The organism is Thalassospira sp. GO-4, from assembly GCF_023588965.1.
Lineage (GTDB): Bacteria > Pseudomonadota > Alphaproteobacteria > Rhodospirillales > Thalassospiraceae > Thalassospira > Thalassospira povalilytica.
The window spans coordinates 3,957,053-3,983,458 of sequence record NZ_CP097807.1; the positions used below are offsets into that span (position 1 = coordinate 3,957,053).

At 53.3% G+C, this 26,406-nt stretch carries 21 protein-coding genes; 11 read left to right on the forward strand and 10 right to left on the reverse strand.

Features of this window, described 5'->3' with window-relative positions; all coding sequences use genetic code 11:
* The first annotated feature begins 108 nt into the window (after window positions 1–108).
* The 8 genes from M9H61_RS20650 (at window position 109) to M9H61_RS18170 (ending at window position 11,626) form a co-directional block, all read left to right on the forward strand.
* The gene (locus M9H61_RS20650) at window positions 109–2,778 is read left to right on the forward strand and encodes an MFS transporter (RefSeq protein WP_286888113.1); all 2,670 of its coding nucleotides are present in this window, start codon (window positions 109–111) and stop codon (window positions 2,776–2,778) included.
* 67 nt (window positions 2,779–2,845) lie between these two features.
* The gene (locus tag M9H61_RS18140; protein WP_101245614.1) at window positions 2,846–6,586 is read left to right on the forward strand and encodes a nitrate reductase subunit alpha; all 3,741 of its coding nucleotides are present in this window, start codon (window positions 2,846–2,848) and stop codon (window positions 6,584–6,586) included.
* Entirely contained in the window at window positions 6,583–8,106 is a 1,524-nt protein-coding gene (narH, locus tag M9H61_RS18145; RefSeq protein ID WP_044827784.1) for a nitrate reductase subunit beta, read from the forward strand. The genes M9H61_RS18140 and narH overlap by 4 nt, the downstream gene beginning before the upstream one ends.
* Window positions 8,106–8,810, forward strand: a complete 705-nt coding sequence (gene narJ / locus M9H61_RS18150; RefSeq protein WP_044827783.1) for a nitrate reductase molybdenum cofactor assembly chaperone — start codon at window positions 8,106–8,108, stop codon at window positions 8,808–8,810. Before narH ends, narJ begins: the two co-directional genes overlap by 1 nt.
* Window positions 8,811–8,821: 11 nt before the next feature.
* Window positions 8,822–9,517, forward strand: coding sequence for a respiratory nitrate reductase subunit gamma (narI, locus tag M9H61_RS18155; protein ID WP_101245615.1), 696 nt, complete (start codon window positions 8,822–8,824; stop codon window positions 9,515–9,517).
* Window positions 9,518–9,574: 57 nt separating this feature from the next.
* Window positions 9,575–10,393 (forward strand): peptidylprolyl isomerase, encoded by an 819-nt coding sequence (locus M9H61_RS18160; protein WP_250282107.1) that lies wholly within the window; start codon window positions 9,575–9,577, stop codon window positions 10,391–10,393.
* 44 nt (window positions 10,394–10,437) lie between these two features.
* Entirely contained in the window at window positions 10,438–11,061 is a 624-nt protein-coding gene (locus M9H61_RS18165) for a carbonic anhydrase (RefSeq protein WP_250282109.1), read from the forward strand.
* Between the two features lie 46 nt (window positions 11,062–11,107).
* The gene (locus M9H61_RS18170) at window positions 11,108–11,626 is read left to right on the forward strand and encodes a DUF2478 domain-containing protein (RefSeq protein WP_206926901.1); all 519 of its coding nucleotides are present in this window, start codon (window positions 11,108–11,110) and stop codon (window positions 11,624–11,626) included.
* A 68-nt stretch (window positions 11,627–11,694) separates the two neighbouring features.
* On the opposite strand, the gene M9H61_RS18175 is transcribed toward M9H61_RS18170, so the two are convergent.
* From M9H61_RS18175 to M9H61_RS18185, 3 genes are read right to left on the reverse strand one after another with little or no spacing between them, the layout of a single operon-like run.
* On the reverse strand, window positions 11,695–12,612 hold the full coding sequence (locus M9H61_RS18175; RefSeq protein ID WP_250282111.1) for a U32 family peptidase: 918 nt from the start codon (window positions 12,610–12,612) through the stop codon (window positions 11,695–11,697).
* Entirely contained in the window at window positions 12,609–13,586 is a 978-nt protein-coding gene (locus M9H61_RS18180; RefSeq protein ID WP_044827777.1) for a peptidase U32 family protein, read from the reverse strand. The genes M9H61_RS18175 and M9H61_RS18180 overlap by 4 nt, the downstream gene beginning before the upstream one ends.
* Window positions 13,587–13,610: 24 nt before the next feature.
* Entirely contained in the window at window positions 13,611–14,321 is a 711-nt protein-coding gene (locus tag M9H61_RS18185; RefSeq protein WP_250282113.1) for an SCP2 domain-containing protein, read from the reverse strand.
* A gap of 261 nt (window positions 14,322–14,582) precedes the next feature.
* Between M9H61_RS18185 and M9H61_RS18190 the strand changes: the two genes are divergently transcribed.
* From M9H61_RS18190 to M9H61_RS18200, 3 genes are all read left to right on the forward strand, one after another.
* Window positions 14,583–15,290, forward strand: coding sequence for a DUF542 domain-containing protein (locus M9H61_RS18190; protein ID WP_250282115.1), 708 nt, complete (start codon window positions 14,583–14,585; stop codon window positions 15,288–15,290).
* 202 nt (window positions 15,291–15,492) lie between these two features.
* Window positions 15,493–16,230, forward strand: a complete 738-nt coding sequence (locus tag M9H61_RS18195) for a Crp/Fnr family transcriptional regulator (protein WP_250282117.1) — start codon at window positions 15,493–15,495, stop codon at window positions 16,228–16,230.
* Between the two features lie 25 nt (window positions 16,231–16,255).
* A complete protein-coding gene (locus M9H61_RS18200; RefSeq protein ID WP_250282123.1) occupies window positions 16,256–16,903 on the forward strand; it encodes a Crp/Fnr family transcriptional regulator in 648 nt (215 codons plus the stop codon).
* A gap of 54 nt (window positions 16,904–16,957) precedes the next feature.
* Here the strand turns inward: M9H61_RS18200 and M9H61_RS18205 are convergent, their stop codons facing one another.
* The 7 genes from M9H61_RS18205 to M9H61_RS18235 are packed head-to-tail and all read right to left on the reverse strand — an operon-like array spanning window position 16,958 to window position 25,720.
* Window positions 16,958–17,896 carry an FAD:protein FMN transferase gene (locus M9H61_RS18205; RefSeq protein WP_340642971.1) on the reverse strand — a complete coding sequence of 313 codons (939 nt, stop codon included), beginning with the start codon at window positions 17,894–17,896 and terminating at the stop codon, window positions 16,958–16,960.
* A complete protein-coding gene (locus tag M9H61_RS18210) occupies window positions 17,893–18,486 on the reverse strand; it encodes a nitrous oxide reductase accessory protein NosL (RefSeq protein WP_101245624.1) in 594 nt (197 codons plus the stop codon). Before M9H61_RS18210 ends, M9H61_RS18205 begins: the two co-directional genes overlap by 4 nt.
* Window positions 18,483–19,304, reverse strand: coding sequence for an ABC transporter permease (locus M9H61_RS18215; protein ID WP_101245625.1), 822 nt, complete (start codon window positions 19,302–19,304; stop codon window positions 18,483–18,485). The genes M9H61_RS18210 and M9H61_RS18215 overlap by 4 nt, the downstream gene beginning before the upstream one ends.
* Complete coding sequence (locus M9H61_RS18220; RefSeq protein ID WP_044827772.1) at window positions 19,301–20,191, reverse strand: ABC transporter ATP-binding protein; 891 nt, start codon at window positions 20,189–20,191, stop codon at window positions 19,301–19,303. Before M9H61_RS18220 ends, M9H61_RS18215 begins: the two co-directional genes overlap by 4 nt.
* Window positions 20,163–21,503 (reverse strand): nitrous oxide reductase family maturation protein NosD, encoded by a 1,341-nt coding sequence (locus tag M9H61_RS18225; RefSeq protein ID WP_206926909.1) that lies wholly within the window; start codon window positions 21,501–21,503, stop codon window positions 20,163–20,165. The genes M9H61_RS18220 and M9H61_RS18225 overlap by 29 nt, the downstream gene beginning before the upstream one ends.
* Before the next feature lie 3 nt (window positions 21,504–21,506).
* Window positions 21,507–23,453, reverse strand: coding sequence for a TAT-dependent nitrous-oxide reductase (nosZ, locus tag M9H61_RS18230; RefSeq protein WP_250282125.1), 1,947 nt, complete (start codon window positions 23,451–23,453; stop codon window positions 21,507–21,509).
* A complete protein-coding gene (locus M9H61_RS18235; RefSeq protein WP_212733753.1) occupies window positions 23,453–25,720 on the reverse strand; it encodes a NosR/NirI family protein in 2,268 nt (755 codons plus the stop codon). Before M9H61_RS18235 ends, nosZ begins: the two co-directional genes overlap by 1 nt.
* Between the last annotated feature and the right edge of the window lie 686 nt (window positions 25,721–26,406).

Below are 26,406 nucleotides of genomic sequence, written 5' to 3' on the forward strand. Positions count from 1 at the left end.
GTTCCATGTTTTCTGATTTAGATCAACCCTGATTGCCCTCGTCTCATTCGATGATCAGCACCGCAGCAAGCGCTGCAATGTGCAGACAGATGTTCGAGGGGATCGACCATGCATACGTTAAAAGGGGTTTCACGAACTGATCAATATCGTGCCCTAGGTCTTAGCACCTTTGCCTTTACGATATGTTTCGCGGTCTGGACAATCTTTTCGATTATCGGGGTTAAAATCAAACAGGACCTAGGGCTGAGTGATACTCAGTTTGGCCTGCTGGTTGCGACACCGGTTTTGACCGGTTCGGTTAGCCGCATTTTCCTGGGTGTCTGGACAGAACAGTTCGGCGGTCGGGTTATGTTTCCGTTGCAGATGCTGATTACGGCAATCTGTGTGTGGCTTCTGACTTCCGTTCAAAGCTATGAAGTTTTTCTGATCGCCGCACTTGGCCTTGGTCTTGCCGGTGGTTCCTTTATCGTCGGTGTCGCCTATACGTCGCGCTGGTTCAAAAAGGAGCATCAGGGCACCGCTTTGGGCATCTTTGGTTCCGGCAATGTCGGCGCGGCAGTGACCAACTTTGCCGCCCCGTTTCTGGTTGTGGCTTTGGGATGGGAAGACACCGCACGTATCTATGCGATTGTGCTGGCCATTACGGCCGTATTGTTCTTCCTGCTGGCGAAAACCGATCCGCTGCAAAAAGCACGTCTGGAATCTGGCGAAAAGCCTGTATCTGCACGTTCGCAACTTGAACCCCTGAAAGACATTCGGGTCTGGCGCTTTGCCACCTATTACTTCTTTGTCTTTGGTGGCTTTGTTGCACTCGCAAGCTTCCTGCCGCGTTACTATGTCGGGGCCTACGGCCTTGAACTGACGACGGCTGGTGTCTTTGCAGGGCTTTATTCTTTGCCCGGTTCCGTTTTTCGCGCCCTGGGGGGCTGGATGTCAGACAAATGGGGCGCACGTGCTGTCATGTATCTGACATTCATCGTGTCCCTGATTATTCTGTTTGTCATGAGTTATCCCGAAACAACATACCTTGTTTCGGGCATCAACGGACCAATTCAGTTCAACTTCGGTGTTTCTGCCGGCCTGTTTGTCGTGCTGACCGTGGTGCTTGGGTTTGTCATGAGCCTCGGCAAGGCTGCGGTCTACAAACATATCCCGGTCTATTATCCATACCATGTCGGATCAGTCGGCGGTCTGGTTGGTATGATCGGTGGTCTGGGCGGTTTTTTCCTGCCAATCGCCTTTGGCGTCTTGCTTGATCTGACCGGTGTCTGGACAGCTCCCTTTATGCTTTTGTTTGCTTTGGTAGCTGTCTCGACAATCTGGATGCATGTTGCGATCCGCCGGATGGAACGTGCCCGTCACCCGGGACTGGCAGATGAAAAATATCTTTCCGATCTACCTGACAAGCCATTGGGTAAACAAGTGGTAACGGATTGGAGACCCGAAGACAGCGGGTTCTGGTCAAATACGGGCAGTGCCATTGCCCGCCGCAACCTGTGGATTTCCATTCCATGTCTGTTGCTTGCCTTCGCGGTATGGATGGTCTGGTCCGTTGTGGTTTCCAAACTGCCGGTGATCGGCTTTACCTACACGACAGGCGAATTGTTCTGGCTGGCGGCCCTTCCGGGGCTGTCGGGAGCAACCTTGCGGATTTTCTATAGCTTCATGGTGCCAATTTTTGGTGGCCGTGTCTGGACAACTGTAAGTACGGCATCCTTGCTGCTGCCAGCCCTTGGTATCGGCTTTGCCGTTCAGGACCCGAATACGTCCTATAGCTGGTTCCTTATCCTTGCGCTGCTGTGCGGTTTCGGAGGCGGCAACTTTGCATCTTCCATGGCCAACATTGCTTATTTCTATCCGAAAAAATCCAAAGGCAATGCACTTGCACTGAATGCCGGGCTTGGAAATCTCGGGGTTTCGGTCATGCAATTCGTCGTGCCCTTGGTCATTACTGCCGGTGTATTCGGTGCGCTTGGGGGGGAGGGTCAGACTATCGCTGATGGCAACACGATTTTCTTGCAGAATGCCGGTTTTATTTGGGTGCCGTTCATTGTGGTTTCGACGATTGCGGCCTGGTTTGGCATGAACAGCATCGCCGATGCCAAGGCCAGCTTTAAGAAGCAGTCGATCATCTTCAGCCGCAAACACAACTGGATTATGTGCGTCCTCTATACCGGCACCTTTGGCAGCTTTATCGGCTATTCGGCCGGGTTCCCGCTCTTGATGAAAACCCAGTTCCCGGAAGTTGATGCCCTGCAATATGCATTTCTTGGCCCGCTGGTTGGTGCGCTGAGCCGTGCTGGCACGGGCTGGGTTTCTGACAAACTTGGCGGTGGTCGGGTTACGTTCTGGACCTTTATCGGCATGATCATTGCTGTTGTTGGTGTGCTGCAATTCCTGCCGCTTGGCGGAACCAGTGGTCATTTCTGGGGCTTCTTTGCCTGCTTTATGGCGCTGTTCTTCCTGACCGGTGTCGGCAATGCATCGACCTTCCAGATGATCCCGTCGATCATGCGTCAGGAAATCCCGCGCCTGATGCCCGATGCCGATCAGGCCACCCAGCTCAAACAGTCGGAACTCGAAAGTTCCGCGATCATCGCCTTTACCAGTGCGATTGCGGCCTACGGCGCATTCTTCATTCCCAAAGCCTATGGCACCTCCATCGCACTGACCGGCGGCCCTGCCGGTGCGCTGTGGTGCTTTGCCGTCTTCTACGCGGTCTGTGTTGCCATCACCTGGTTCTATTACAGCCGCAAGAACGCACCGGTTTCGTGCTGATTAACCGAAATTCTCCCTGCCCAACCTAACCGGTTAGGCAGGGCCCGCAGCCTTCAGGAGAAACGCCATGAGTCACCTGTTAGACAGACTTAACTTTTTCCAGAACAAGGAACTGGAAAGGTTTTCAAACAATCACGGTCAGGTCACCCGCGAGAACCGCGACTGGGAAGATACCTATCGCAACCGCTGGCGCCACGACAAAATCGTTCGCTCGACACACGGTGTAAACTGTACCGGATCGTGCAGCTGGAAAATCTATGTTAAGTCCGGGATCGTCACCTGGGAAACCCAGCAAACCGATTACCCGCGTACTCGTGCAGGACTGCCAAACCATGAACCGCGCGGCTGTGCCCGAGGGGCAAGCTATAGCTGGTATCTGTATTCTGCCAACCGTGTCAAAAACCCGCTGATCCGTGGCAAGCTTTTGAAGCTGTGGCGCCGGATGCGTTCGACAATGAACCCGGTTCAGGCATGGACAGCCATTCAAAATGACCCTGTCTTGCGTGCAAGCTATGTTGCGAGCCGCGGCAAAGGCGGGTTTGTCCGAGCAACCTGGGATGAGGCAACCGAACTGGTTGCAGCCGCCAACGCCTTTACCGCGAAAACATATGGCCCTGACCGTGTGTTTGGTTTCTCTCCCATTCCGGCAATGTCCATGATCAGCTATGCGGCAGGTTCACGCTATCTCAGCCTTCTGGGCGGCGTGTGCATGTCATTTTATGACTGGTATTGCGATTTGCCGCCGGCATCGCCGATGACGTGGGGCGAGCAGACCGACGTTCCGGAATCGGCTGACTGGTACAATGCCGGATATCTGATCCTTTGGGGATCGAACGTGCCGCAAACCAGAACACCGGATGCTCATTTCTATACCGAAGCGCGTTATCGCGGGACCAAATCGGCTGTTATTTGCCCGGATTACTCGGAAGCTGCGAAGTTTGGTGATGTCTGGCTGAACGTCAAGCAGGGTACGGATGCTGCATTGGCATTGGCTTTTGGTCATGTGATCCTGCGCGAATTCCATCTCGACCGTCAGACCGATTATTTCGAAGAGTATTGCCGCAAATATTCGGACTTCCCGATGTTGGTTAAACTCGACGAAAAAAACGGTTCGCTAATACCCGGCCGCTTCCTGCGTGCCGCAGACCTTAGCGACAAGATCGGCGAAGAAAATAATCCGGAATGGAAAACCATCGCAATCGACGAAAAGTCGGGTGGCTTGGTCGCGCCGAATGGCTCGATTGGATATCGCTGGGGTGAAGCTGGTGAATGGAACCTCGAAGAGCGCGCTGCCGGGGCGGATACCTCTCTGAAAATGTCGCTGATCCTTGAAGAAGATCATGACGAGATTACCGGTGTCGATTTCCCCTATTTCGGTGGTGATGCCTCGGAACATTTTGCAACTGACGCTCAGCATCCCAATGTCCTGACCCGCAACATTCCGGTCAAACGCGTCCAGACTGCCGATGGCGAGGTCATGGTTGCGACCGTATTTGACCTGTTCTGTGCCAATTACGGCCTTGATCGAGGACTGGGTGGTGACTGGGTCACCAATGACTATGCTGACGGTATGCCAGGCACCCCGGCCTGGGCCGAAAAAATTACCGGTGTTTCGGCCGACAAGATCATTCATGTCGCCCGTGAGTTTGCCCAGAATGCCGAAAAGACCAAAGGCAAATCAATGGTCATCATCGGTGCGGCGATGAACCACTGGTACCACATGGACATGAATTATCGTGGTGTCATCAACATGCTGGTGATGTGCGGGTGTGTCGGCCAATCGGGTGGCGGTTGGGCCCACTATGTCGGACAGGAAAAACTCCGTCCGCAAACCGGTTGGCAACCGCTGGCGTTTGCTCTTGATTGGGGACGTCCGCCTCGGCACATGAATTCCACCAGTGCTTGGTATGCCCATACCGATCAGTGGCGTTATGAGACCCTTACGGCCAATGAAATCCTGTCTCCGACCGCACCGGAAGGCGATTGGGATGTTTCAATGATCGATTACAATATCCGTGCAGAACGGATGGGGTGGTTGCCATCGGCACCGCAGCTAAAAACCAATCCTCTGGATGTTGCCAAGGAGGCTAAAAAAGCCGGCAAGGAAATCCCCGCCTATGTTGCCGAGCAATTGAAAGCCGGTGATCTGGAAATGTCCTGCGAAGATCCCGATGATCCCAAAAACTGGCCGCGCAACCTGTTCGTCTGGCGGTCCAACCTGTTGGGTTCTTCGGGCAAGGGTCACGAGTACTTCCTGAAGCACCTGCTTGGCACCGATCACGGTGTTATGGGCAAGGATCTTGGTGAAGAAGGTCGGCAACTGCCGAAGGAAGCCAAATGGCATGAAGAAGCTCCGCGCGGAAAGCTTGACCTTCTGGTCTGTATTGATTTCCGTATGAGCACGACCGCGGTCTATTCCGATGTCGTTCTGCCAACTGCAAGTTGGTACGAGAAGAACGACCTAAATACATCGGACATGCACCCGTTCATCCACCCGCTTCAGGCTGCTGTTAACCCGGCTTATGAAAGCAAGTCGGATTGGGAAATCTTCAAGGCCATTGCCAAGAAGTTCCAGGAAATCGTACCGGGTTACCTTGGTAAGGAAACCGACATCGTCGCTCTACCGATCCTGCATGATACCCCGGGTGAAGTCGCCCAGGATCAGGTCAAGGATTGGAAGAAAGGCGAATGCGAACTTATTCCCGGCAAGACCGCACCGAACTATATCGCCGTTGAACGCGATTACACCGCAATCCACGACCGCTTTACTGCACTTGGTCCGTTGCTCGACAAGTTGGGCAATGGTGGCAAGGGCATCAACTGGAAAACCGAGGTAGAGGTGCAACATCTTCGCGATCTGAACGGCATGTGGCAGGAGGGGGCTGCCAAAGGCTGTGCGAAGATTGATACGGATATCGATGCCACGGAAGTGGTTCTGATGCTGGCACCGGAAACCAACGGAGAGGTGGCGGTCAAGGCATGGGATGCGCTTGGCAAGGTTACCGGACGGGATCACACCCATCTTGCCCTGCCCAAGGAAGATGAAAAAATCCGCTTCCGCGATATTGCCGCCCAGCCGCGCAAGATCATTTCTTCGCCAACGTGGTCGGGGCTTGAGTCAGAACATGTCTGTTACAATGCGGGTTACACCAACGTTCACGAGTTGATCCCGTGGCGAACCCTGACGGGGCGTCAGCAGCTTTATCAGGATCACCTCTGGATGCGGGCCTTCGGGGAAGGGTTTGTTTCCTATCGTCCGCCGGTCGACCTTAAGACGGTGACAGAGGAAATCAACGATGAAGCCCGCGATGGTGTACCGCATGTGGTGCTGAATTTCATCACACCGCATCAGAAATGGGGCATCCATTCGACCTATACCGACAACCTGCTGATGCTGACGCTCAACCGTGGTGGTCCGGTCATCTGGATCAGCGAAAACGACGCACAGCGTGCGGGGATCGTCGATAACGACTGGGTGGAGCTTTACAACACCAACGGTGCCTTGACCGCACGTGCGGTCGTTTCCCAGCGCATCAAGGATGGTACGACCTTCATGTACCATGCCCAGGAAAAAATCGTGAATACGCCCGGTTCGGAAAAAACCGGCAAACGTGGCGGCATTCATAACTCTGTCACCCGCACGACCCTTAAACCTACGCACATGATTGGGGGCTATGCCCAGCAATCATATGGTTTCAACTACTACGGAACCGTCGGTGCTAACCGTGATGAGTTCGTCATTGTCCGCAAAATGCAGAAGGTCGACTGGCTCGACGAAGAAGCAAACGACAAGGAGATCGGGAAATGAGAGTCCGCGCACAAATCGGCATGGTGCTGAACCTCGACAAATGCATCGGTTGTCATACCTGTTCGGTCACCTGCAAAAATGTCTGGACGAGCCGCGATGGCGTTGAATACGCTTGGTTCAACAACGTCGAAACCAAACCGGGCACTGGCTATCCGACCGATTGGGAAAACCAGAACCGCTGGAATGGTGGTTGGGAACGCACCAAGTCGGGAAAGCTTCAGCCCAAACAGGGATCGAAATGGCGGATTTTGGCAAACATTTTTGCCAACCCGGATCTGCCGGAAATCGACGACTATTACGAGCCATTCGATTTCGATTATGACCACCTGAAATCCGCCCCGGAAATGAAAGCCTTTCCGACCGCACGTCCGCGTTCGCGCATCTCCGGCGAACGGATGGAAAAAATCGAAAAGGGTCCGAATTGGGAAGAAATTCTGGGCGGGGAATTTTCGAAGCGCTCGGAAGATTATAACTTCGAGGGCATCCAGAAAGACATCTACGGTGAATACGAAAATACATTCATGATGTATTTGCCGCGCCTGTGCGAACACTGCCTGAACCCAGCATGTGCAGCTAGTTGTCCTTCCGGTGCAATCTATAAGCGCGAAGAAGACGGTATTGTCCTGATTGATCAGGAAAAATGCCGTGGTTGGCGCATGTGCGTTTCGGGCTGTCCGTACAAGAAGGTTTATTATAACTGGTCAACGGGAAAGTCGGAAAAATGCACGCTTTGCTATCCGCGTATTGAATCGGGAAACCCGACCGTCTGTTCGGAAACCTGTGTCGGGCGCATCCGCTATATTGGTGTGATGCTTTACGATGCAGACAAGATCGAAGCAGCGGCCAATGCTGAAGAAACCACCGATCTTTATGACGCCCAGCTTGGCGTGTTCCTTGATCCCAAAGATCCGGAAGTCATTGCCGCTGCGCGTGCTGATGGTGTTCCCGAAGATTGGATCAAGGCGGCACAGGAAAGCCCGATCTGGAAAATGGCCATGGAGTGGAAGGTTGCCTTCCCGCTACATCCGGAATACCGCACGCTTCCGATGGTGTGGTACATCCCGCCGCTTTCCCCAATTCAGAATGCAGCGGAAGCAGGTGCGATCGGTATGGACGGTGCGATGCCTGATGTACGCAATCTCCGCATTCCGTTGAAGTATCTCGCCAATATGCTGACGGCTGGCGACGAAGAGCCGGTGGCACATGCGCTTGAGCGGATGTTGGCAATGCGTGCCTATATGCGTTCAAAAACCGTCGAAGGTGTCATCGACGAGACCGTGGCAAAACGCGTCGGTCTGGATGGTGCAACCATCGAAGATATGTACAAAATCATGGCGCTGGCCGACTACGAAGACCGGTTCGTCATTCCAACGACACATCGCGAGCAGGTCGAAGAAGCCTATGATCTGCGTGGCGGTGAAGGGTTCACCAACTGCAATGGCTGTTCTTCGGGGATCAGTCAGGGTTCCCTGTTTGGAGGCAGCAAGAAGCCTCTGAAAATGCCAGAGGAGGTACGTTGATGGACCGCACGATCAAATCACTCTCGCTTCTGTTGAGCTACCCGACGGAGGAACTGCAAGGTGCCATGCCTGAAATCGGCGCTGTGCTGGCATCCGAAACGCGGCTGACAGCTGCGACCCGTCGCGATTTACGCCCGCTGGTCGAAGAGCTATCGAGCGACGACATTTACGATCTGCAAGAACGCTTTGTCATGCTGTTCGATCGGTCACGGACCCTTTCGCTCAATCTGTTTGAACATGTTCACGGCGAAAGCCGTGATCGTGGCGGGGCCATGGTTAGCCTGCTTGAAACATATCGGGCTGGCGGCTTTGAACCGGCAACAACGGAATTACCCGATCATTTGCCTGTGTTACTGGAATTCCTTGCAACCCAGCCCCCGGCAGATGCGAAGGAGGTCCTTGCGGATGCGGCTCATATTTTCGATGCCGTTCGCGCCCGTCTTGAGCATCGCGAAAGCCCCTATCAGGCAGTCTTTGCCGCTTTAACGCAGTTGGCAGATGTAACAGTCAGTGCAACTGCTGTTGCCGAACTGCTTGAACAGCCTGAAGACGATCCCGATGACCTCGAAGCACTTGATGAGGTCTGGGAGGAAAGCGAGGTCACGTTCGGACCGGACCCGAATGCCGGTTGCCCGCAGGTGCGTGACATTCTGTCGCGTATTGATCAACCCGCTGGACCGGTACCGCCGGAAGCAGCAGAGTAAAGGAGGCCCAAATGCATAACTTCCTTTTCGGGATCTATCCCTATATCGCGCTATCGGTCCTGATTATCGGCTCTATCGCCCGATATGAACGCGATCCGTTCACCTGGAAAACATCCTCAAGTCAGCTTCTGCGTCGCAGACAATTGATGATGGGCTCGGTTTTGTTCCATGTCGGTGTTCTGGTGATCTTCTTTGGCCATCTGATTGGCCTATTGACGCCGATCTGGATTTTTGACGCCTTGGGCATCAGTCATGGGGCCAAGCAGACACTGGCCGTTGTTGCCGGCGGTATTGCCGGTGTCATGGCGCTCATTGGTGGTCTGATGCTGTTCCATCGCCGGATGACCGACCCGCGTATCCGTAAAACCTCAAGCTTTGCCGATATTGGCATCCTTGCCCTGTTGCTGGCTCAGCTTGTTCTTGGGATTGGCACCATCTTTGTGTCGCTCGAACATCTCGATGGGCATGAAATGACCAAGTTCATGTCTTGGGCACAGGGAATTTTCACTTTCCAGTCTGATGCCGCCAGCCACATTGCCGATGTGGCCTGGATTTTCAAACTGCATCTGGTTCTGGGACTGACGATATTCCTTGTGTTCCCGTTCACGCGCCTTGTGCACATGCTTTCAGTTCCAGTGCGGTACTTCATGCGTCCGGGCTATCAGATTGTCCGTTCACGCCGGACCAAACCTTTGTCACACCGATAATGGACGCTCGGCGCATTCATGCGCCGACTTCCTTCTCCACACAAAGGACAAAGCGCTATGAATATACAAATGTTTCCTGACCTCGTCATCAATGGCGAAACCATCCCGCAGACAGCCGTTGCTGCGGAACTGCAAAACCACGCGGCGTCAAAGGACAATTTTGCTGACGCCCTGCGCAACGCGGCCAACGCATTGGTCATCCGGACCTTGCTGCTTCAAGAAGCGCGCAGAAACGGCATTGAAGCTGAACCACAGGAAGTCTCGCCAAACCGGTTCGAAACCGGCGAAGAGGCGATGATCCGCGCATTACTTGAAGCAGAAATCGAAATCACCCGCCCGAGTGAGGAAGAGATTCGCATAGAATGGCTGAAGGACCCCGAACGGTTTCGCACCATGCCCCTGTGGGAAGTTTCCCATATTCTTTGCAAATGCGATCCGAATGACGCCGTGGAGAGAGAACTGGCCCTCAGACGGGCAAACGATATCCTCAGTGACCTTCGTAAAGACGGCAATACATTCGAAAAGATCGCACGCAGGCAAAGCGACTGTGGGTCTCGGTCTGCGGGTGGGTCGCTTGGTCAGTTGCGCCCCGGCGATACGGTGCCAGAATTTGAAGCCTCTCTTCGCCAGCTTTCTGAGGGTGAAGTTGCGTCAGAGCCTGTGCTGAGCAGATATGGCTATCATGTCCTCCGGCTAGATGCATTGGCAGAGGGGCAGCCACTGCCGTTTGAGGCCGTGAAACCAAAAATCTCCGAAGCAATGGAAAAAGCCCAGTGGGCTCGTAAAGCAAAGCTGTTTGTCGATGGACTTATTGCGTCGGCCTCAATTACCGGCACGGATCTTGGGCGGGCCGCCAACAATACGAAGCCAAACTAGGTGCGCATTTTGTGCGCAGTACCTCCAACTGGTTTGAGGTTTCCATGCTTGAAAACCTATTGGAACGCAACAAGGTCTGGTCGCGTTCTCGCCAAAAAGAAGAACATGGATACTTCTCCAGACTGGCAAGTCATCAGGCCCCGGAGTTCTTCTGGATCGGTTGTTCAGACAGCCGCGTTCCTGCGAACGTAGTCGCCGGACTCGATCCCGGGGAAGTCTTCGTTCACCGCAATGTTGCCAATGTGGTGCATTCATCGGATTTGAATCTGCTGTCTGCGCTTGAGTTTGCGGTCGAGAGCCTGAAGGTCCGTGAGATTATTGTCTGTGGTCACTACGGCTGTGGCGGGGTGAAAGCCGCAACCGAAGACTTTCCCCATGGTCTTGCCGATCACTGGCTTGAACCCATCCGACGCCAAGCACGTTTTCATGCTCGCGAACTAGCGCAGCACGGTGATATCGAGGTGCGGCGCGACAGGTTGGCAGAGCTCAATGTTATCGAAGGTGTTGGTCGGGTTGCAGAAACTCCGATTATGCGTCGCGCTTGGCGGGCCGGTGCGGACATCAAGATTCACGGTCTGATCTATAGCCTGAAAGACGGTCTTCTACGTGATCTCGATTGCACGATCCGAGCATCTGACGTTCAGACATCTGATGAAGTCACGTTCTGACGCAGAACGAAGCAGTGCTATCAGCGGAATATAAAGGAACACTAAGATGAAAATTGCTTACACGATGGCTCCCGGACGGGGAGATACCGATTTGCTTCTTTCGCGCGTTACGCAGCGTATTGCGGAAATGGGATGGCGCGTTTGTGGAACCGTACAAATCAATTCAGAGCGCGAGACTGATGGGCCATGCGATATGGATGTTAAGGTGCTGCCGGATGGTCCGATCATTCGCATTTCCCAGACATTGGGTGAACATTCCCGCGGTTGCAGATTGGATACCAGTGCGCTTGAAGATGCTGTTGGTCATGTGACCCAAGAAATTAGTAAAGGTGCGGATGTTCTTGTCATTAACAAATTTGGTAAACACGAGGCTGAAGGGCATGGCTTTCGTGATGTCATCGCTGATGCGCTAGTGAATAACATCCCGGTTCTGGTGGGGCTTAACCAGTTAAACCTTGACGCCTTTAAGGAGTTTGCCGGTGGGCTTGAGGTCGTTTTGAAACCAGAAGAGAATGAGTTGTTCGAATGGTTGGAAGACAACTGTTCTTGCAGCGCTTTGGTATAGCGATAGTCGATTTATAGATGCCCATACCAATGTGCTAAATACGTTCGGGAAGCTGCGGTTTTCTATGTCTACTCTGCTCTTTGATCAAGTGTCTGACGAAACTCTGCGCCGGGAACACCGTGCAAGAAACCATCGGCGAAGGACATCGGGAACCGCATCTCGTTTAGGTGATGCCTGAGTTCTTCCGGACTGGTTTCGTGTGCCAACACCTGGCGATAGAGGTTTGAAACCTTTGTCATATTCAGGCTGTGCGGGGACAGGCGGAATGCAGAAACGCCAGTATCCTGCATCTGTGCGATATGGTCGGAGAGTTCTGTATAGTGGCAGGACAGGGTCTGTAACCCGTTCACCGCCAGAAATGGCGTTTCATCCAGAGTTTCAACATCCATACCGTCCTGATGTTCACCGCATACGTAACGGCATCCGTCCTTGTGCAGGCCGTGTGCCCTTGCTGAATAGCAGCGGGCCGAAATGGCCAACGGGATGCGACCAAACACTTGAACCTCTATCTCGACCGCCTTGCGCACGGTACATAATTTGGCAATCGAAGACATAGGCAATTCCCAAGGAAGGGCAATCCGTTTTGCACCTTTATCGGCGAAATAGGAAAACGTCCCTTCATTATAGGTATTGATATAAGGGCCAATCATGTGCGTTTGGCCTGCGAGCAAGCGCAAAATGGAAACATCATTGGCCTCGATCAGGATGCCGGGCATTTGTGCGATGTCACGTAGCTGGTTAACTTCGCGCTCATTCATCACCAGTGCCAAGGTTGAAAGAACCACTTCCTTTCCAGCGCGCTGAAGTCGTTCGATAACGTCAGGCAAGTGCTTGTCAAAGAATGGCATCCGCTTTGCGCAGACGACCTCGCCGACATGGACGGTATCGACGTCGGTTTCATCTGCGATGCGGTTGTAGAAGTCTATTTTACGGCTCTCATCCCAATGAAAAAGAACCGGGCCCATCACCAATCGCGATCTTGTCATTGCCAATTTCTCCGGTATGCACCTGTGGTATCGCTTTGACCTTCACTCAGCGTGCTGAGTTTTGATCGCGCGTCGTGTTGTCCCTTGGCGATTTTGTCCAGTGACGCACGAAAAGCGCCGACGACCTGCGATATGTATGCCTTCCCGCGTTGTCGTCCTTCGATCTTAAGGGCTGAAACACCGGCATCGGCCAATTCCGGCAGTATGGCGGTGACATCAAGGCTCGTGGGTTCTTCAAACAGATAGCCGGATTTGTCCATGGCGCGAAACCGACCCTTGCAGAGCGTCGGATATCCGACTTTTTCATCGCTGTCATAGATATTGATGGTGAAGTTACCCAGTCGGGAAACTGTCGCGTCACCGCGTTCTTCATAGTGAACATGTGCCGCTGGTGAACAGACACCGTTCATATTCGGACTTTCGCCCGTCGCGTATGAAGACAGTGAACAACGACCTTCGGCCATGACGCACATCCCGCCAAATGCGAATACTTCTGTTTCAACCTGTATGCGCTGATTCAGGGTACGTATCTCATCAAGCGAGAGAACACGGGGCAGCACAACACGCCGCACACCGAATTCCTGATGATAAAATTGAATGGCTTCTTCATTCGAAGCCGACGCCTGTACGGATAGATGCAAACGGGCGTCCGGATGACGGTCGCGCGCATATCGCAGCAAACCGATATCCGCAAGGATGATAGCATCGATACCAATTGCCACGGCGTCATCAACTGCCTTATGCCAGATTTCTTCTGCCCCGGCCTGTGGATAGGTATTGCAGGCAAGATAGACATGAACTCCGTGCTTGTGTGCATGTTCGACGGCATCGCGTAATTCAGCACGTGAAAAGTTCAATCCCGGAAAGTTTCGGGCATTCGTCGCGTCCCGAAAACCGCAATATACAACATCAGCACCCGCCGCGACGGCAGCGTGCAGGCTGGCAGGTGTTCCTGCAGGACATACGAGTTCCATATTGAACCTGTAACTGGTTGTGGATCAGGGATTGGCGGGTAGCGCGAAATCATCCTTGGCCGTGCCGGATGGTTTGACACGCGTATGGCGGTTCCGCCTTTGTATTGTTTTCTCAATCTCAGCCATTGTGGCCGCTTGCGCGGACGTGCGTTTCTCCAAGCCGAGCAAACGTGTGGCAGTAGGTGACGTCAACGCGTCTGCCGTCCGGTTCATGTCGTGCTGAAGTTGCCGATAAATCTTTTCCGCAAGGCCAAGTGCTACCTTGGCTGCAGGTCCCATTACGCCAAAGCTTTCCGCCACAGCGGATCGCAGATCAATGGACTCTCCATCCAGGGCATTGCGAAGTGCGACAACAAGTTCGGTGCGTCCCTCGATCCGCAATGTGCGCGAAAAGAACAGTGCGTCACCATCTGATGACCCCTGAAGAAGCTCCAGCAGTGCGGGAAGCGGGCCTGATATCTGTGCTGCGATAGTTTCTTCTTCGCCATGTCTCGCGGGTCGGAGTTCAGGATGATCGGCATCTATTTTTAAATAGAATTGCAGATCTAGGTCAGTCGGAGAAACCAGTAGGGTGAATGCTTCTTGTTCGGCGATCCGTTCAAATACCGGTCTGTAGCGATGATGCATCGTCGCCATCGCGTGGTGACATATGCGCGCGACCAAAAACGTCGGTGCATTGCGTATGAACGGGTTTGCCAGCAAAAATGGCGTAAAGGATGGATAGCTTTCTGTCACAGCGTACTCCGGCGTTTTGTATGGCGAAGTATCACTGGCCTGCACAGACTGGTGTTTGATGTTTGTCAAGTCGCCGCGAGATTGGAATTACGCTTAGTTGGAATAACCCGACAGAACGTTATTTTGACGGGATAACCGGTCAGAGGCGACCGCAGCATTTTTTTTGGGATGATGTCATTTGACCATCGTCAATCTGCCAAATTATTGCTGGTTTAAACTCCCTTTCGTTTGCTGGATGCCGATCTTAGGGAGGACACCTTTATGCAAGATGCGTTGAATACGGCAACATTGACCGTTACGCCTGACGAACTTCTTGATCAGACCCTGGGGAGCTTGATTTCATGTTTCCCCGGCGCAACCTTGGTTTTTCGCCGCCATCGCATCGGTTTTTGTTGTCATCCTGACCAGACGCTGGAAGAAGCTGCAAAGCGCAAGGAGCTTGATCCGCATGTGATTGCGGAGGAACTCTGTGCGCTTCCCAAGGGGCCTTTGATCTTGCCAAATGTGAGGGATGTCGATGGGTTTATCGATTTCATTCTTACGCGTTATCACGATGTTCACCGCGATGAACTGATTGAGCTAATTGCGTTGTCTCGCGAAATTGAAATTGTCCATGGTGACCATCCGGACGCACCGGTAGGGCTGGCAGATGCATTGATCGAAATGGCCGAGAACCTTGATATGCACATGACCAAAGAGGAAAATGTTCTTTTCCCAGCGATGCGTGAAATGAGCCGGAATACCCCGATCACGCCAGCATTGGCTATGCCTATCCATTGTATGCGCGAAGAGCATGACGATCATAGTCAAGTCATTCACAAACTGCAGAAACTGACGAACAATTGCACCTTGCCCGACGGGGTATGTGGTTCGTGGCGCAGATTGTACAGCGGGACCAGCAAGCTGATCGAAGATCTTGTTGCCCATATGTATTTGGAAAATTCGATCCTGTTCCCACGGTTTGAATAGTTTTTGCACAATGTGACAGCGATGTCGTAGCGCATTTTTTGGCAAAGCCCTGCTGATTGGCAGGGCTTTTTTACTGGATAGTGTACCTGGTTTTATGGACCTGACCGACGTGTTTGACATGGAACAATCCAACCCGCCCGGTTGAATGTTAGATTTCTTCCAATGCTTAACAAAAACCGCGTTTTTCCATGGAAACTTCACAATGAGAGATATTGATCGAATCTCGGGTGTTCTCCAGTCTGGGCGCTATTTCAAAAACTGGCCGCAAGACGACATTCTGGAACTGGCATCATTATGCACGTGGGTCCGGTATGAACCCGATACGGTGATGATCCGTGCCGAAGACCCTGCTTCGGCCTTGTTTCTGATTGTGAATGGGCATGTTGAGCTGTCCTACACGGATGGAGATGGCAAGGACGGCATTATTGATTTGTTGGAGGACGGCCAGCTTGTCGGCGAGTGTGCGCTGGCGCCGGAAGCTTGTTACGCCGTTTCTATCAAAACGTTGGACGCGACGACCGCCATTCGAATTGACGGGGCTGCTTTTGCAAACTTTCTTTCCGCGCACTTTGAACGGGCATTAACCATGATGTCGGTCGTAACAGAAAGACTATGTCAAATGTTGCGCCAGACCGAGGAACTGAAATGCCGGTCAGCGGCCCAACGTCTGGGGATCTATTTGCTTGCCAATGCCGTTCCTGTCGGAGATGCGTATGAAACACCGCTTACCATGGAAAAGTCCGCGTTGGCCCGCAAGATTGGCATGACCAGCGAGACGTTCTCCCGGGCGCTTAAAAAGTTGTCGGAATATGGCGTGTCCCAGCATTCCAGCGGACACATCATCCGTATTGCAGGTACCGAGATGCTGGCCGAGTGGTGTGGCCTTTCAAGCAATGAAATCAGGGAGGAACAGTCGGATGGTTTCAAGGTCGCTGTCTAGCGCGGATCACGATGTGATCTCCCAGGTGCCACTGTTAGCCGCACTTGGGGAAGAGCGGCTAAAAACTCTGCTCGGAACATGCAAGGTCGAAAGCCTCGCCCGCGGGGAACATCTTTTCCGGGCGGGGGATGTGGCCGAGTATTTCTATATTCTGCTGTCCGGTCATTTGCGCCTTGTGAAAACATCCGCACAAGGGGATGAAACGGTAATGCATTTCCTGACCGAGGCCGGGTCGTTTGCAGAGGCGGTTTCCTTTGCTGGTCGATCCTATCCGGTTGAATGTCAGGTTGTTGAGAATTGTGAAATCATTGCCATTCCGCGCACGGCCTATCTTGGCATTTTGAAAAGTGCGCCTAACGTTCTTGGTGATGTGTTGGCAAGCCTGTTACGTTGGGAACGGTTCTTTCTTGAGGAAATCTATAAACTGCGGCACACGCGTCCGATCCAACGGATTGCTGCGTTTTTGATCGATTTTGAAGACCGGAATGACGCAACCATTGACGGCACAAGTGGCAAGAACTTTCCTGAAAAGCGCCAGATCGCCAGCCGGATCGGCATTACACCAGAAACGTTTTCCCGGTCCTTGCGTAAACTCGAAGCATCTGGCGCCATATCGGCAGGTCCGAAACTGAAAATACTTGATCGTGCAGCACTTCTGGAACTGGCCAATTAGGAAAGCGACACTCCAAACGCACGCCAGAAATACCGTTTGGTTACCGGGCCAAAGCTAGACCATTCTTGCGCTTGGGAACTGCGTGAGCAATTTGTCTGCTTCGCCTTTATTCATAAGGCAAATTGCCGTGCTTAATCCGTCTGCGGCGGCGGCGCTGGTTGCTGTGACACTTACGGACGTCGTGCGTGCTTGCGCGGGCAGACCTGTGCGCGGATCAAGAATATGTCCAACAAGGCCCGCCTGATCAAAGAAGGTGCCATTCGGCAGTGATGTTGCCAAAGCGTTGTCACGCAACATCACCTTTTCTTTTCGAATTCCTAAACCGGTATCAATCGAAACAGGCCAGTCTTTCCCTTCCGGGTGACCGCCAAGTGCTGAGAATTCCCCGGTATTGATCAGCACATTATTCAATCCGTCATGTCGAAGCAGCTTGGCAATACGGTCTGCAACATAGCCTTGGGCAATTCCATTCAGGGTCATTGCCATATTCGGTCTTTTGAAGCTGACCCGATCCTGATTGATAGCAACCTTGTCCCAGCCTGTTCTCAAAAGCGTTTCACGGATCGACTCATTCTCGGGGGCGCGGCCCTGTGAATGGCTTTGCGCATATAGTCGCCAAAGTGACTGAACCGTTGGATCAAAAAGCCCACCACTTGCCCGGTTTATAATCCCGCATAGTCCCAAACATTCCAAAAATTCGAACGGCGGTGCATCAATCACACCATCGCGGTTCAATTGTGCAAGCGTGGAATGCTCGCGATAAAGGCTGAATATATTTTCCAGTCGTTCGAGTTCGAGGGTTGCGCGCAACAGGATATTGTCAGCATTAGGATGCGACAGGCTGATCGAGGCCGCAGCCCCCATTGCAACGCCCTTCCATGTTCGGATTTGTTCCTGTGCCTTTAATGTAAACGGCACCGTCGCGAGTGTGCCTGCGGCGGCAAATATGGTCAGAAACCGACGTCGTGAAAATTCGGGCATGGCGAACCTCATTTTTTGCGAAGTTTTTCAAGACGCGTGCGATAATCGTCGTCATCTGGAATGATCGCCGTTTCGAGTGGCTTGGCAGATGGCATGACCGTGGTGTTGTTTAGAACGAGCGCGTCATCAATGTCGTCAAGGCGCATTATCTGGCCACCATGGCGGGCGACAAATTTTCTGGCATCGTCCTGATCGGAGAAGGGAACAAGTTCCGATGCCCCCATGCCACCGGTCATGGTAGAGGCGACGACATAATGCGCGCTGCTTGCCGGTATCCAGTTTTCTCGTCCAACATTTTCCCAGTCTTGGGCCTTGGACATGTCGCTGACGTAGATGGCGCTGATTTTATAGTTTTGTTCGGGCATGCGTTCATAGGCGATGCCGTCGCGAACCTGGCTGAAAAACAGAGGGTAGGGCAAGCCGTCAAGATGAATTTGTGCCTTGGGGCCAGCATGCTCAAGAATGTTCATCTGGCAGAAATGTCCGACAGCTTCTTCGGTCATGGCAACCGGAGGCGGCATGGTTTCTTCAGTTTGTTGCTGACATCCGGCAAGAAACATCAGGTTGATTACGATCAGAAGCAACGTTGGGGGGGATATCATGGCGTGACCCTCCGGAAAGTCAGCCAGGCGAGGACTGTGGCAATCACCGGCCAAACCAGGATGGATATCAGGGCATGAACAGCGGGGATGCTGTTGGCAGCCCCTGTCAATCCAGCTGCAGCCGCGGTCGCATCCGAAACGGCGAGGTTGTATATCCGAAATGCATCGGCGGGATTGCCAAGCAACAGCCAGGGAAAATAGTGCGTAGTGAAGGTGCCGCCATCATCGGCGACGATGGCCGCCAACAGGCCAAGGTCATATAAAACAATCAGAACTAGCCAGAGCCCGATCACCAATCCCGCTGCTGCGCCGGGTCTGCGTGCAAATGATGATATGCCATAACCGATCCCAAGGAATGTTGCGCCAAGAAGAAGTGACGACCAGAACAGTCGGAACAGTGCGGGGATACCGACAAGTGCATTGGGGTCGGTTGCAATGGCAGCGACGGCGGCAATTCCATACCCCGCCAAGACGGCGATAGTCAGGATCGATAGATGGGCCAGGAACTTCCCGAAAACCAGTTCCCCACGGGCCACGGGATAGGTCAGAACAAGGGACAAGGTGCCACGTTCTATCTCGCCAGCGATTGCATCAAATGACATCAAAAGTGCAACCAACGGCACAAGGTATACCGCAAGGGATGTCAGGCTTGCGACAGTGATTGACAGTTTATCTGCACCAACCGTACCGGTCGGAGCGCTGCCTGCTGCCGATAATACAAGCGCAAACAACACCATCATCCCGACGGAGATCGCAATCCAGCGGTTACGAAGGGCAATGATGAATTCGCTATGGGCTGTCGCCAGAACCTTGTTCATGCGTTCCCCCGTTTACTGAAATGGCTATAGATATCTTCCAGGCTAGGCGGAATGACGTCGACATCATCGACCAACGGCCCCAGTGCCGAGATATCGCCAAGACGCGCGAGTTTTTCCTGCGAACTGCACACCAGATCGACCATCACCCCGTTGCTGCGTTCCCCGGAAAGCTTTTGGGCAACCTCGTCCGCCTTGCCGCGCTGTGCGGAAACCTGAAGGCGGATCGGCAGTGAGGCCCTTTGACGCAGGTTTGCCAGGGTATCGTTTGCCACCATTACGCCGGACGAAAGAATGACGATCCGGTCGGTTCTGGCCTCAACCTCGGTAAGGGCATGCGACGACAGAAGAATGGCAGTTCCTTGCGCGGCCAGTTCATCAAGAATGACATAGAATTCGCGCCGGGATACCGGGTCCAGTCCGCTGGTGGGTTCATCAAGGATAAGGAGTTTTGGTTCACCAATGAGCGCCTGAGCCATGCCGACTCGTTGGCGCATCCCCTTGGAGTAGGTTCCAATCCGACGGTTTGCAGCCGCCCCCAATCCGACCCGCTCGAGAAGTGATATCGCCTTTCGCGGATCCTCATCGCGAAGTCGAAGATAGTATCGGAGCTGTTCTTTTCCGGTCAGTGATGGGTGAAAGGACGCGTTTTCGGCGAGATAGGCCGTTTGGGTGCGAGCCCGGTAACTGCCAGGCGCAAGGCCATGCACGGAAACCGTCCCGCCGTCGGCGGTGATGAGGCCAAGGATGATTTTCATCAATGTTGATTTGCCAGCGCCATTATGGCCGAGCAAGGCGACACGTTCACCTGCGGCAACATCAAAGCCAACCGCATCAAGAACGGTATGATCATCATAGCGTTTAGTGACTTGCGAGAGGGTCAGACACATTTTCAGTCCTTTCACGCAACCAGACAGGATTGGCGCGAGCAGCCAGTTCAAGAGAAGTGATTTCTTCGGGAACCCGAATTTCGATCGGTTTCATGAGCGGGAAGCTGTCGACGACCCCACCCGGCAACGTGGCGGGGAAGTGTGCCTGGCTCCAGCGGATCAACTGAACAGCGGGTGACCCCAAAAGCATTCCGGCTGCTGGTTGTGACCAAAGAATATGGTCCATAAGGTCGTTTGGTCGGAACCGGCTGTCGGCAATACCATTGCGATCAAGATCGAACACCGGATGATCCGACCAGAAATTTCCCCGGCCATCGAAGCTCCATTCCACATCACGGGTGCCGACATATTTGACCTGGGTCTGGTTGGCGATAAATGCGTTTCCAACCATGGCATTTCTTTCGGAGCCGGCAGTGAAATGAATACCGATCCCACATCCTTCAAACCGGTTATCCCCGATCAGATTGCGATGGGCGTTGTAGATAAAAAGGCATTTGCCACCGGTTCCACGAACCAGATTTCCGACCAGATCAGACTTGTTGGTATAGTTGAGCATCAAACCCTGATCGCGGTCGGCAAGTGACATATTGTCGCGCACGGTAATCCGGTCGGAATACATCAAGGCAAACCCAAGGTGATTTCCGACCGAAATGTTTGCCGAAATTTCGGAGTCATGGGCGTACATGTAATGCACGGCAAATCTCAGATCGCGCATCAGGTTGCCGCGGAATATCCCGCGTTTGGAAGTATTGACAAAAATGCCGTCGCGACCGAGCCGGATGTCATTCCGTTCAACCAGTGTGCCGGGTGCGTTCCAGACATATATGCCGTTGCCACGTGAATTCATTCGATGATCACGCCGACCGACAATTGTATTGGCGAGAACGGTAACGTTCTTCGCACCGTGAATATCAATGCCGTAAAGATTGCCAAGAATATGATTATTCTCGATCAGGACACGGGCGGCGGTGCGGTGCAGTTGAATGCCCGAATCAATCGTTTCGTGTGACGATCCCGATCCGGTAATTTTCAAGCCGCGGATGGCAATATCCGTTCCGGTTACTGTAATAACGCTTCCGGTTTTGTTGCCATAGACGTTTGCCTTTCCCTGACCATCAATTGTTATGGGTTTATCGAGTGTGATCGGTCCCTGATGTGGGCCCGGGTCGAGCAACAGCACATCGCCGGGGGAAGCCCCGGCGATGGCCGCAAACAGCGCCCCGTCAATCGACGGCACAGATTGACTTGCTGCGAAAACCTGCAGCGGCATTGCAATCAGACCCAGAAACATCATGACGGGGCGCAACATCATAGGTTAGCTCCGTGGTTCAACGAACATACGGCCGCGCATTTCCATGTGCAGGGCATGGCAGAACCACTGGCAGTAGTACCAGTAGACACCGGGTTTGGAGGCGACAAAGGTTGCCGACGCGGTTGCCTGCGGGCCTACTTCGAATGCCACACCATGATCACCCATGGTGAAGCCGTGGGTCAGGTCATCGATGTCGTCCATGTTGGTGATGATGACGGTGACTTCATCCCCTTCCTTGACCTTGAAGGATTCAAGACTAAAGGTTGGGGCGGAAGAACTCATATAGACACGGACTTTGTTGCCATCCCGGACAACGGTTTCAGCCCAGTCGTCAATGTCGACGCCATCGGCCTCTGCCTGTTCGCGGGTTTTGGCCCACATCGGGTCCTGACGGTTCCAGACACTCAACGGATTGACCACGGAACGGTGAACAATGATTGAGTCATGAGGCTCGGCAAATGTCGGACCATCATGCATCAGGACAAGGTCGTCGCCCTGCATCGAAAACAGTTGTTCATTCTCGGGCTTGAGCGGGCCGACATTGAGGAAGCGGTCCTTGGAGAATTTGTTCATTGAAATGAACCATTTCCCGTCGGCTTCCAGTGTTTCCCCCATCGAGGTGGAGTTGTGCCCCGGTTGATAGTGGACATCGACCTTTTTGATGATCGGATCGACATTTTCACCAGCATAGGCGCGCACGGCTTTCTCGATGTTCCATTTGACCACCTGACTGTCGAGGAACAGGGTGGTCAGGGCGTTGCCCTTGCCGTCAAACGCGGTATGTAGCGGACCAAGCCCAAGTTCCGGTTCGGCAACAACGGCTGAACGCGGTTCTGCGCCGTTATAGAACACGTCATCCAGCTTGGTGACATCAATCACCGATACAGTCGGCGACAGTTTGCCAGCGATGCAAAGGTGTTTCTTGTCCGGTGCCATGTTGCAGCCATGTGGGCTGTTGGGGATTGGGATGTAACGGGTGTAGTTCTTGTTCTTGCCTTTCCGACCGTCGATGACCTTGACGCCATTGAGCTCGATGTAATCACCCGCAGCGATGCCTTTTTCGATTTCCTTGATGTTAAAGACAACAACGTGATCAAGCTCGGATGCGGTCATTTCCGCAAGGTTCATCCCCATTTCCGAGTTGTAGCTGGTCGAGAAGGCGTATTTTCCTTCATAGTCGGCATCAGTGTTATCTAGGTTACCCGATACCATGACCTGCCAGGCGACCTGCATCTCATCTGCGTCGATTGCAGTGTAGAAGTTTACGTATTGCGACGGATCATCGAGCACCTTGCCGTCATTGACCATTGGGGTTTCGTCTTCGCCATTGGCAAAGACGTAGTTGGTCCGCGGCCATTTTTGTGGACGCAGGCCGTGAATGGCCTTGGCGTTCGGGATTTCAAGGATCTTGTCCGCCTTCATAACATCACAACGGACGCGGGCGACGCGCGTATTCGCCTTGTCATTCATGAACAGGAAACGGCCGTCATATTTGCCGTCGGTGAAGGACATATGAACGTGGTGCAAGTCGCCGTTATCATGGATCTTCTTGCCGTTGGCAGCGAGAAACTCCTTGGTTTTGGGCAGCATGTTTTCGGTAAGAACATTCAGGCTTTCATTGGTTTGTCCCCAACCGGTTGCCGAACAGCGGTTGAAAACAGGGACACGCATCAGCTCGCGCATGGACGGGATACCCAGAATGCGCATTTCGCCCGTCTGACCTGATGACCAGAAACCGTAATATTCATCAAGCTGACCGGGGGCGAGGCTTGCCTCAGTTCCGGTTGACGCTTGCGCACTGCCAAGCGAAAGGGCTGTTGCAGCGCCGGTTGCGCCACCGACTGCTGCGATGCGCGCGGCACCTGCCGCACCGGCAAAGGCAGCACCACCGGCAGCAACGCCGAATAGATCACGTCGGGTGATTCCGGGTTTGGATATTTTGTCAGACATCATGACTTCTCCTTGAGATTTTGCTTGGTCGTCCGGGTCCGGTTCAGTGCTTTTTGCGCACCTTCCGTGCTCGCCAAGAGGCTTTCCTGCCGCTTGAGTTTCTTGATCACGACCGGACAGATTTTTTCGCTTTGATACAGCACCTGACAGTGAAGGCAGTTGTGGCACTCGTTGGGGTTGATTTCTCCTGTGGGGTGAATGGCTTGAACCATGCATTCATGTGCGCAGTTCTGGCAGGGACTGCCGCATTCCTTGTAGCGTTTGAGCCAGTCAAACATGCGCATACGCGCTGGAATAGCGAGGGCCGCCCCCAAAGGGCACAGATACCGGCAATAGAACCGTTCGACGAAAAGCCCGGCGCCAAGAAGGACAAGGGCATAAAGAACAAACGGCCATGCTCGATCAAATTTGAGGATGATGGCAGTCTTGAAAGGTTCTACCTCGGCCAGTTTTTCCGCCTGATCAATGGAGGCCAGCATGGTACCGAAGAGGCCAAGGAAGATGATGTATTTCACCGCCCACAACCGTTCATGCAATCCCCAGGGAAGCGTCCACTGCGGGACGTGGAAAAATTTGGCGATCCGGTTGGTCAGTTCCTGAAGAGCACCGAACGGGCACAGCCAGCCGCAATAGGCACCACGTCCCCAGAAGATCAATGCCGCAGCGACTGAGAACCACAAGATAAAGGTCAGTGGATCAAGCAGGAATGCTTCCCAGGTAAAGCCGGTCACAAGCGAGTTGGTCAGCGCCATGAGGTTGACGACGGAAAGCTGTGCATTAGCGTACCAGCCAAGGAACACCAGCGTGACCGTCAGGAACGAAATTCGGAACCAGAAGGTGAATCTGGCAGAACGTGTCAGGAAGCCCTGGAAGAAGAACGCTGCGGTCAGAACAAGCAACATGATGCTGAGCACAACAATTTCGACCGTTTTGTCACGCCAAATCCGTTGCCAAAGGGCTGTTTTGGCTGCTTGCTCGTCCGTGGCGAAACTAGCCTTGGTTGCGTTATCTGCCTCCGGCGTTGGCGGAACTACTTTGGTCAGGTAGTTGGCTGGCGGCTGCCAGCCGATGTCAAAGGTGGTGTAGAGACGTTCAATCGCACCGACATCGCGATGGACAAGAAGTTCCAGACGCCAGGGCTGGGTCGGGTCAAAGTTGCTGCTTGCCGGGATCTTGAACAGATCCATCTCTTTGAATTCCGGTGCGCCATCGGCCATGATGTCTCCAACACGGCGATGGTTGCGATCCCGGAAACGTACCGACATATCGCCCTGGATAAGCTGGATGCGGTCAAATAAGCCGCCGCGCACATATCCCGACCCCTTGAAGGAATACTGTCCGCGCGCGGTGACAAGAATGGCTTCTTCTCCGTCTTTGAGCCATGCCTTCAGGTTGTTGTAGCCGCGCTCGCCAAGTGCCGCCCTGCCGATGGCTGGGATACTGACGAGCGAGACATACATGTCGATGAAGGTTTCTTCAGCAGGGGCTTCGATCGGACGCTCAAGTGCTCTTGGATCGTCCATCGCGGCAAAGGCGTCATTGACCTGACCGACATCAAGTGACATGCGACGAACAGTCCCGTCACCAACCAGTGTGAACCAGTCTTCCGGGGCGGTTGCATCTGTGTTGATTTTAAGTTGTTGCGTGTTCGACGGTTCGGGTGCACTCAATCCACCCAGTTTGAGCATGCGTGCAACCTTGATGCCCGAACGCAGGATCGAGTCATCAATGACCATAATGGTGACCGTTGCACCGGAAATAATATTCAGCTCATGGTCTGCATCTTTTGTTGCGGCAACCAGGTCAAAGCCGACATATCCCTCGGTGAGTGACGCGATCCGCTCTTCTGGAATGCCAATAAGAACAATCGGTTCGGAATGCTTTACTAGTTTGACACCGATGATCCGGGCCTTTGAGTCAACAGCAACCATCACATGGATTGGTTTGCCGGAATAGCCGGTGGTGCCAACAAAATCAGAGGTAATAAAGGCCCAGCCGATTTGGTCGCCGTTCTTGAGAACCGGTGCTACCGGCGTGTCTTTTTGAATCGGGCCATAACCATCAGCACCCTTGACCAGGGATGCCGCGGGAACCTTATCAAGAAACTGTGCCAGAACAGGTTTGGTTTGCGCAGTTGCCGGGGATGCACACAGCACAACAGAAAGAAGGCAAACAACAGCAACAACCAGAAGCCAATGCAGGGGCGTCATCGCGCGCGGGGCGTGGTGTCTGGTCTGAGGATGAAGCGGGACACATGGGGTGTTCATGAATTCAAACCTTGTAGGGAGGCGCGCGTGCGCTTGCAGGCGCAGTCGGGGCTGTGTCTGCGTGGTCAAATGACAGGGGCACCGTCGCCCGGATGACAGCGCGGGGATGCCCGAATGCATCAGTGTTGTTGGGAAGTTCGAGCGCAGATCCGTTCAGACAATTCATACAATTTGGGCAATCGCATTCGACAGGAGCGGGAACCTTGTTGCCGTTCCGGTCGATCAATATTGTCACGGGATTTTGGTCTGCGGAGCAGATCGTGATTTGAACAAGGTCAGTAGGTGTGGCGTGCTTCGTCACGTGGGAAAACGCTTGAGCAACACCGGTTCCGGTCAGGGAAAGTGCGATCAGAAATACCAGAAATGTGCGAAGCATTTTTTCCATAATGCTTCTCATATTTCATTGTGGATTCTGGATCCTTGATACTGGTCAAGCGGGAAGAAGCTCGCCTGTCAATCGATTGCAGAGGACCTATAGATGTTGAGATTGGTTCAAGTCGTTTCTGAACCAATCGTGACAAATAATGAACTCGTTTCATTGCGGGACGAACAACCAGCGAGCAGAGTATGAATGAGGACAGGTTCAAGACCCAACCAGCAAACGTATCTGGAGCAATAAGTCCGCAAACAATTTCCTTGGCAAAGGTACTTTGAGAAAAATGTCAGCTTTTCTGTCAATTCTGCAG

Excerpts from the sequence above, each read along its gene's own strand:
- M9H61_RS20650 (WP_286888113.1), top strand. The coding sequence starts at position 109 with ATGCATACGTTAAAAGGGGTTTCACGAACTGATCAATATCGTGCCCTA.
- M9H61_RS18140 (WP_101245614.1), top strand. The coding sequence starts at position 2,846 with ATGAGTCACCTGTTAGACAGACTTAACTTTTTCCAGAACAAGGAACTG.
- narH (WP_044827784.1), top strand. The coding sequence starts at position 6,583 with ATGAGAGTCCGCGCACAAATCGGCATGGTGCTGAACCTCGACAAATGC.
- narJ (WP_044827783.1), top strand. The coding sequence starts at position 8,106 with ATGGACCGCACGATCAAATCACTCTCGCTTCTGTTGAGCTACCCGACG.
- narI (WP_101245615.1), top strand. The coding sequence starts at position 8,822 with ATGCATAACTTCCTTTTCGGGATCTATCCCTATATCGCGCTATCGGTC.
- M9H61_RS18160 (WP_250282107.1), top strand. The coding sequence starts at position 9,575 with ATGAATATACAAATGTTTCCTGACCTCGTCATCAATGGCGAAACCATC.
- M9H61_RS18165 (WP_250282109.1), top strand. The coding sequence starts at position 10,438 with ATGCTTGAAAACCTATTGGAACGCAACAAGGTCTGGTCGCGTTCTCGC.
- M9H61_RS18170 (WP_206926901.1), top strand. The coding sequence starts at position 11,108 with ATGAAAATTGCTTACACGATGGCTCCCGGACGGGGAGATACCGATTTG.
- M9H61_RS18175 (WP_250282111.1), bottom strand. The coding sequence starts at position 12,612 with ATGACAAGATCGCGATTGGTGATGGGCCCGGTTCTTTTTCATTGGGAT.
- M9H61_RS18180 (WP_044827777.1), bottom strand. The coding sequence starts at position 13,586 with ATGGAACTCGTATGTCCTGCAGGAACACCTGCCAGCCTGCACGCTGCC.
- M9H61_RS18190 (WP_250282115.1), top strand. The coding sequence starts at position 14,583 with ATGCAAGATGCGTTGAATACGGCAACATTGACCGTTACGCCTGACGAA.
- M9H61_RS18195 (WP_250282117.1), top strand. The coding sequence starts at position 15,493 with ATGAGAGATATTGATCGAATCTCGGGTGTTCTCCAGTCTGGGCGCTAT.
- M9H61_RS18205 (WP_340642971.1), bottom strand. The coding sequence starts at position 17,896 with ATGAGGTTCGCCATGCCCGAATTTTCACGACGTCGGTTTCTGACCATA.
- M9H61_RS18210 (WP_101245624.1), bottom strand. The coding sequence starts at position 18,486 with ATGATATCCCCCCCAACGTTGCTTCTGATCGTAATCAACCTGATGTTT.
- M9H61_RS18215 (WP_101245625.1), bottom strand. The coding sequence starts at position 19,304 with ATGAACAAGGTTCTGGCGACAGCCCATAGCGAATTCATCATTGCCCTT.
- M9H61_RS18220 (WP_044827772.1), bottom strand. The coding sequence starts at position 20,191 with ATGTGTCTGACCCTCTCGCAAGTCACTAAACGCTATGATGATCATACC.
- M9H61_RS18225 (WP_206926909.1), bottom strand. The coding sequence starts at position 21,503 with ATGATGTTGCGCCCCGTCATGATGTTTCTGGGTCTGATTGCAATGCCG.
- nosZ (WP_250282125.1), bottom strand. The coding sequence starts at position 23,453 with ATGTCTGACAAAATATCCAAACCCGGAATCACCCGACGTGATCTATTC.
- M9H61_RS18235 (WP_212733753.1), bottom strand. The coding sequence starts at position 25,720 with ATGAACACCCCATGTGTCCCGCTTCATCCTCAGACCAGACACCACGCC.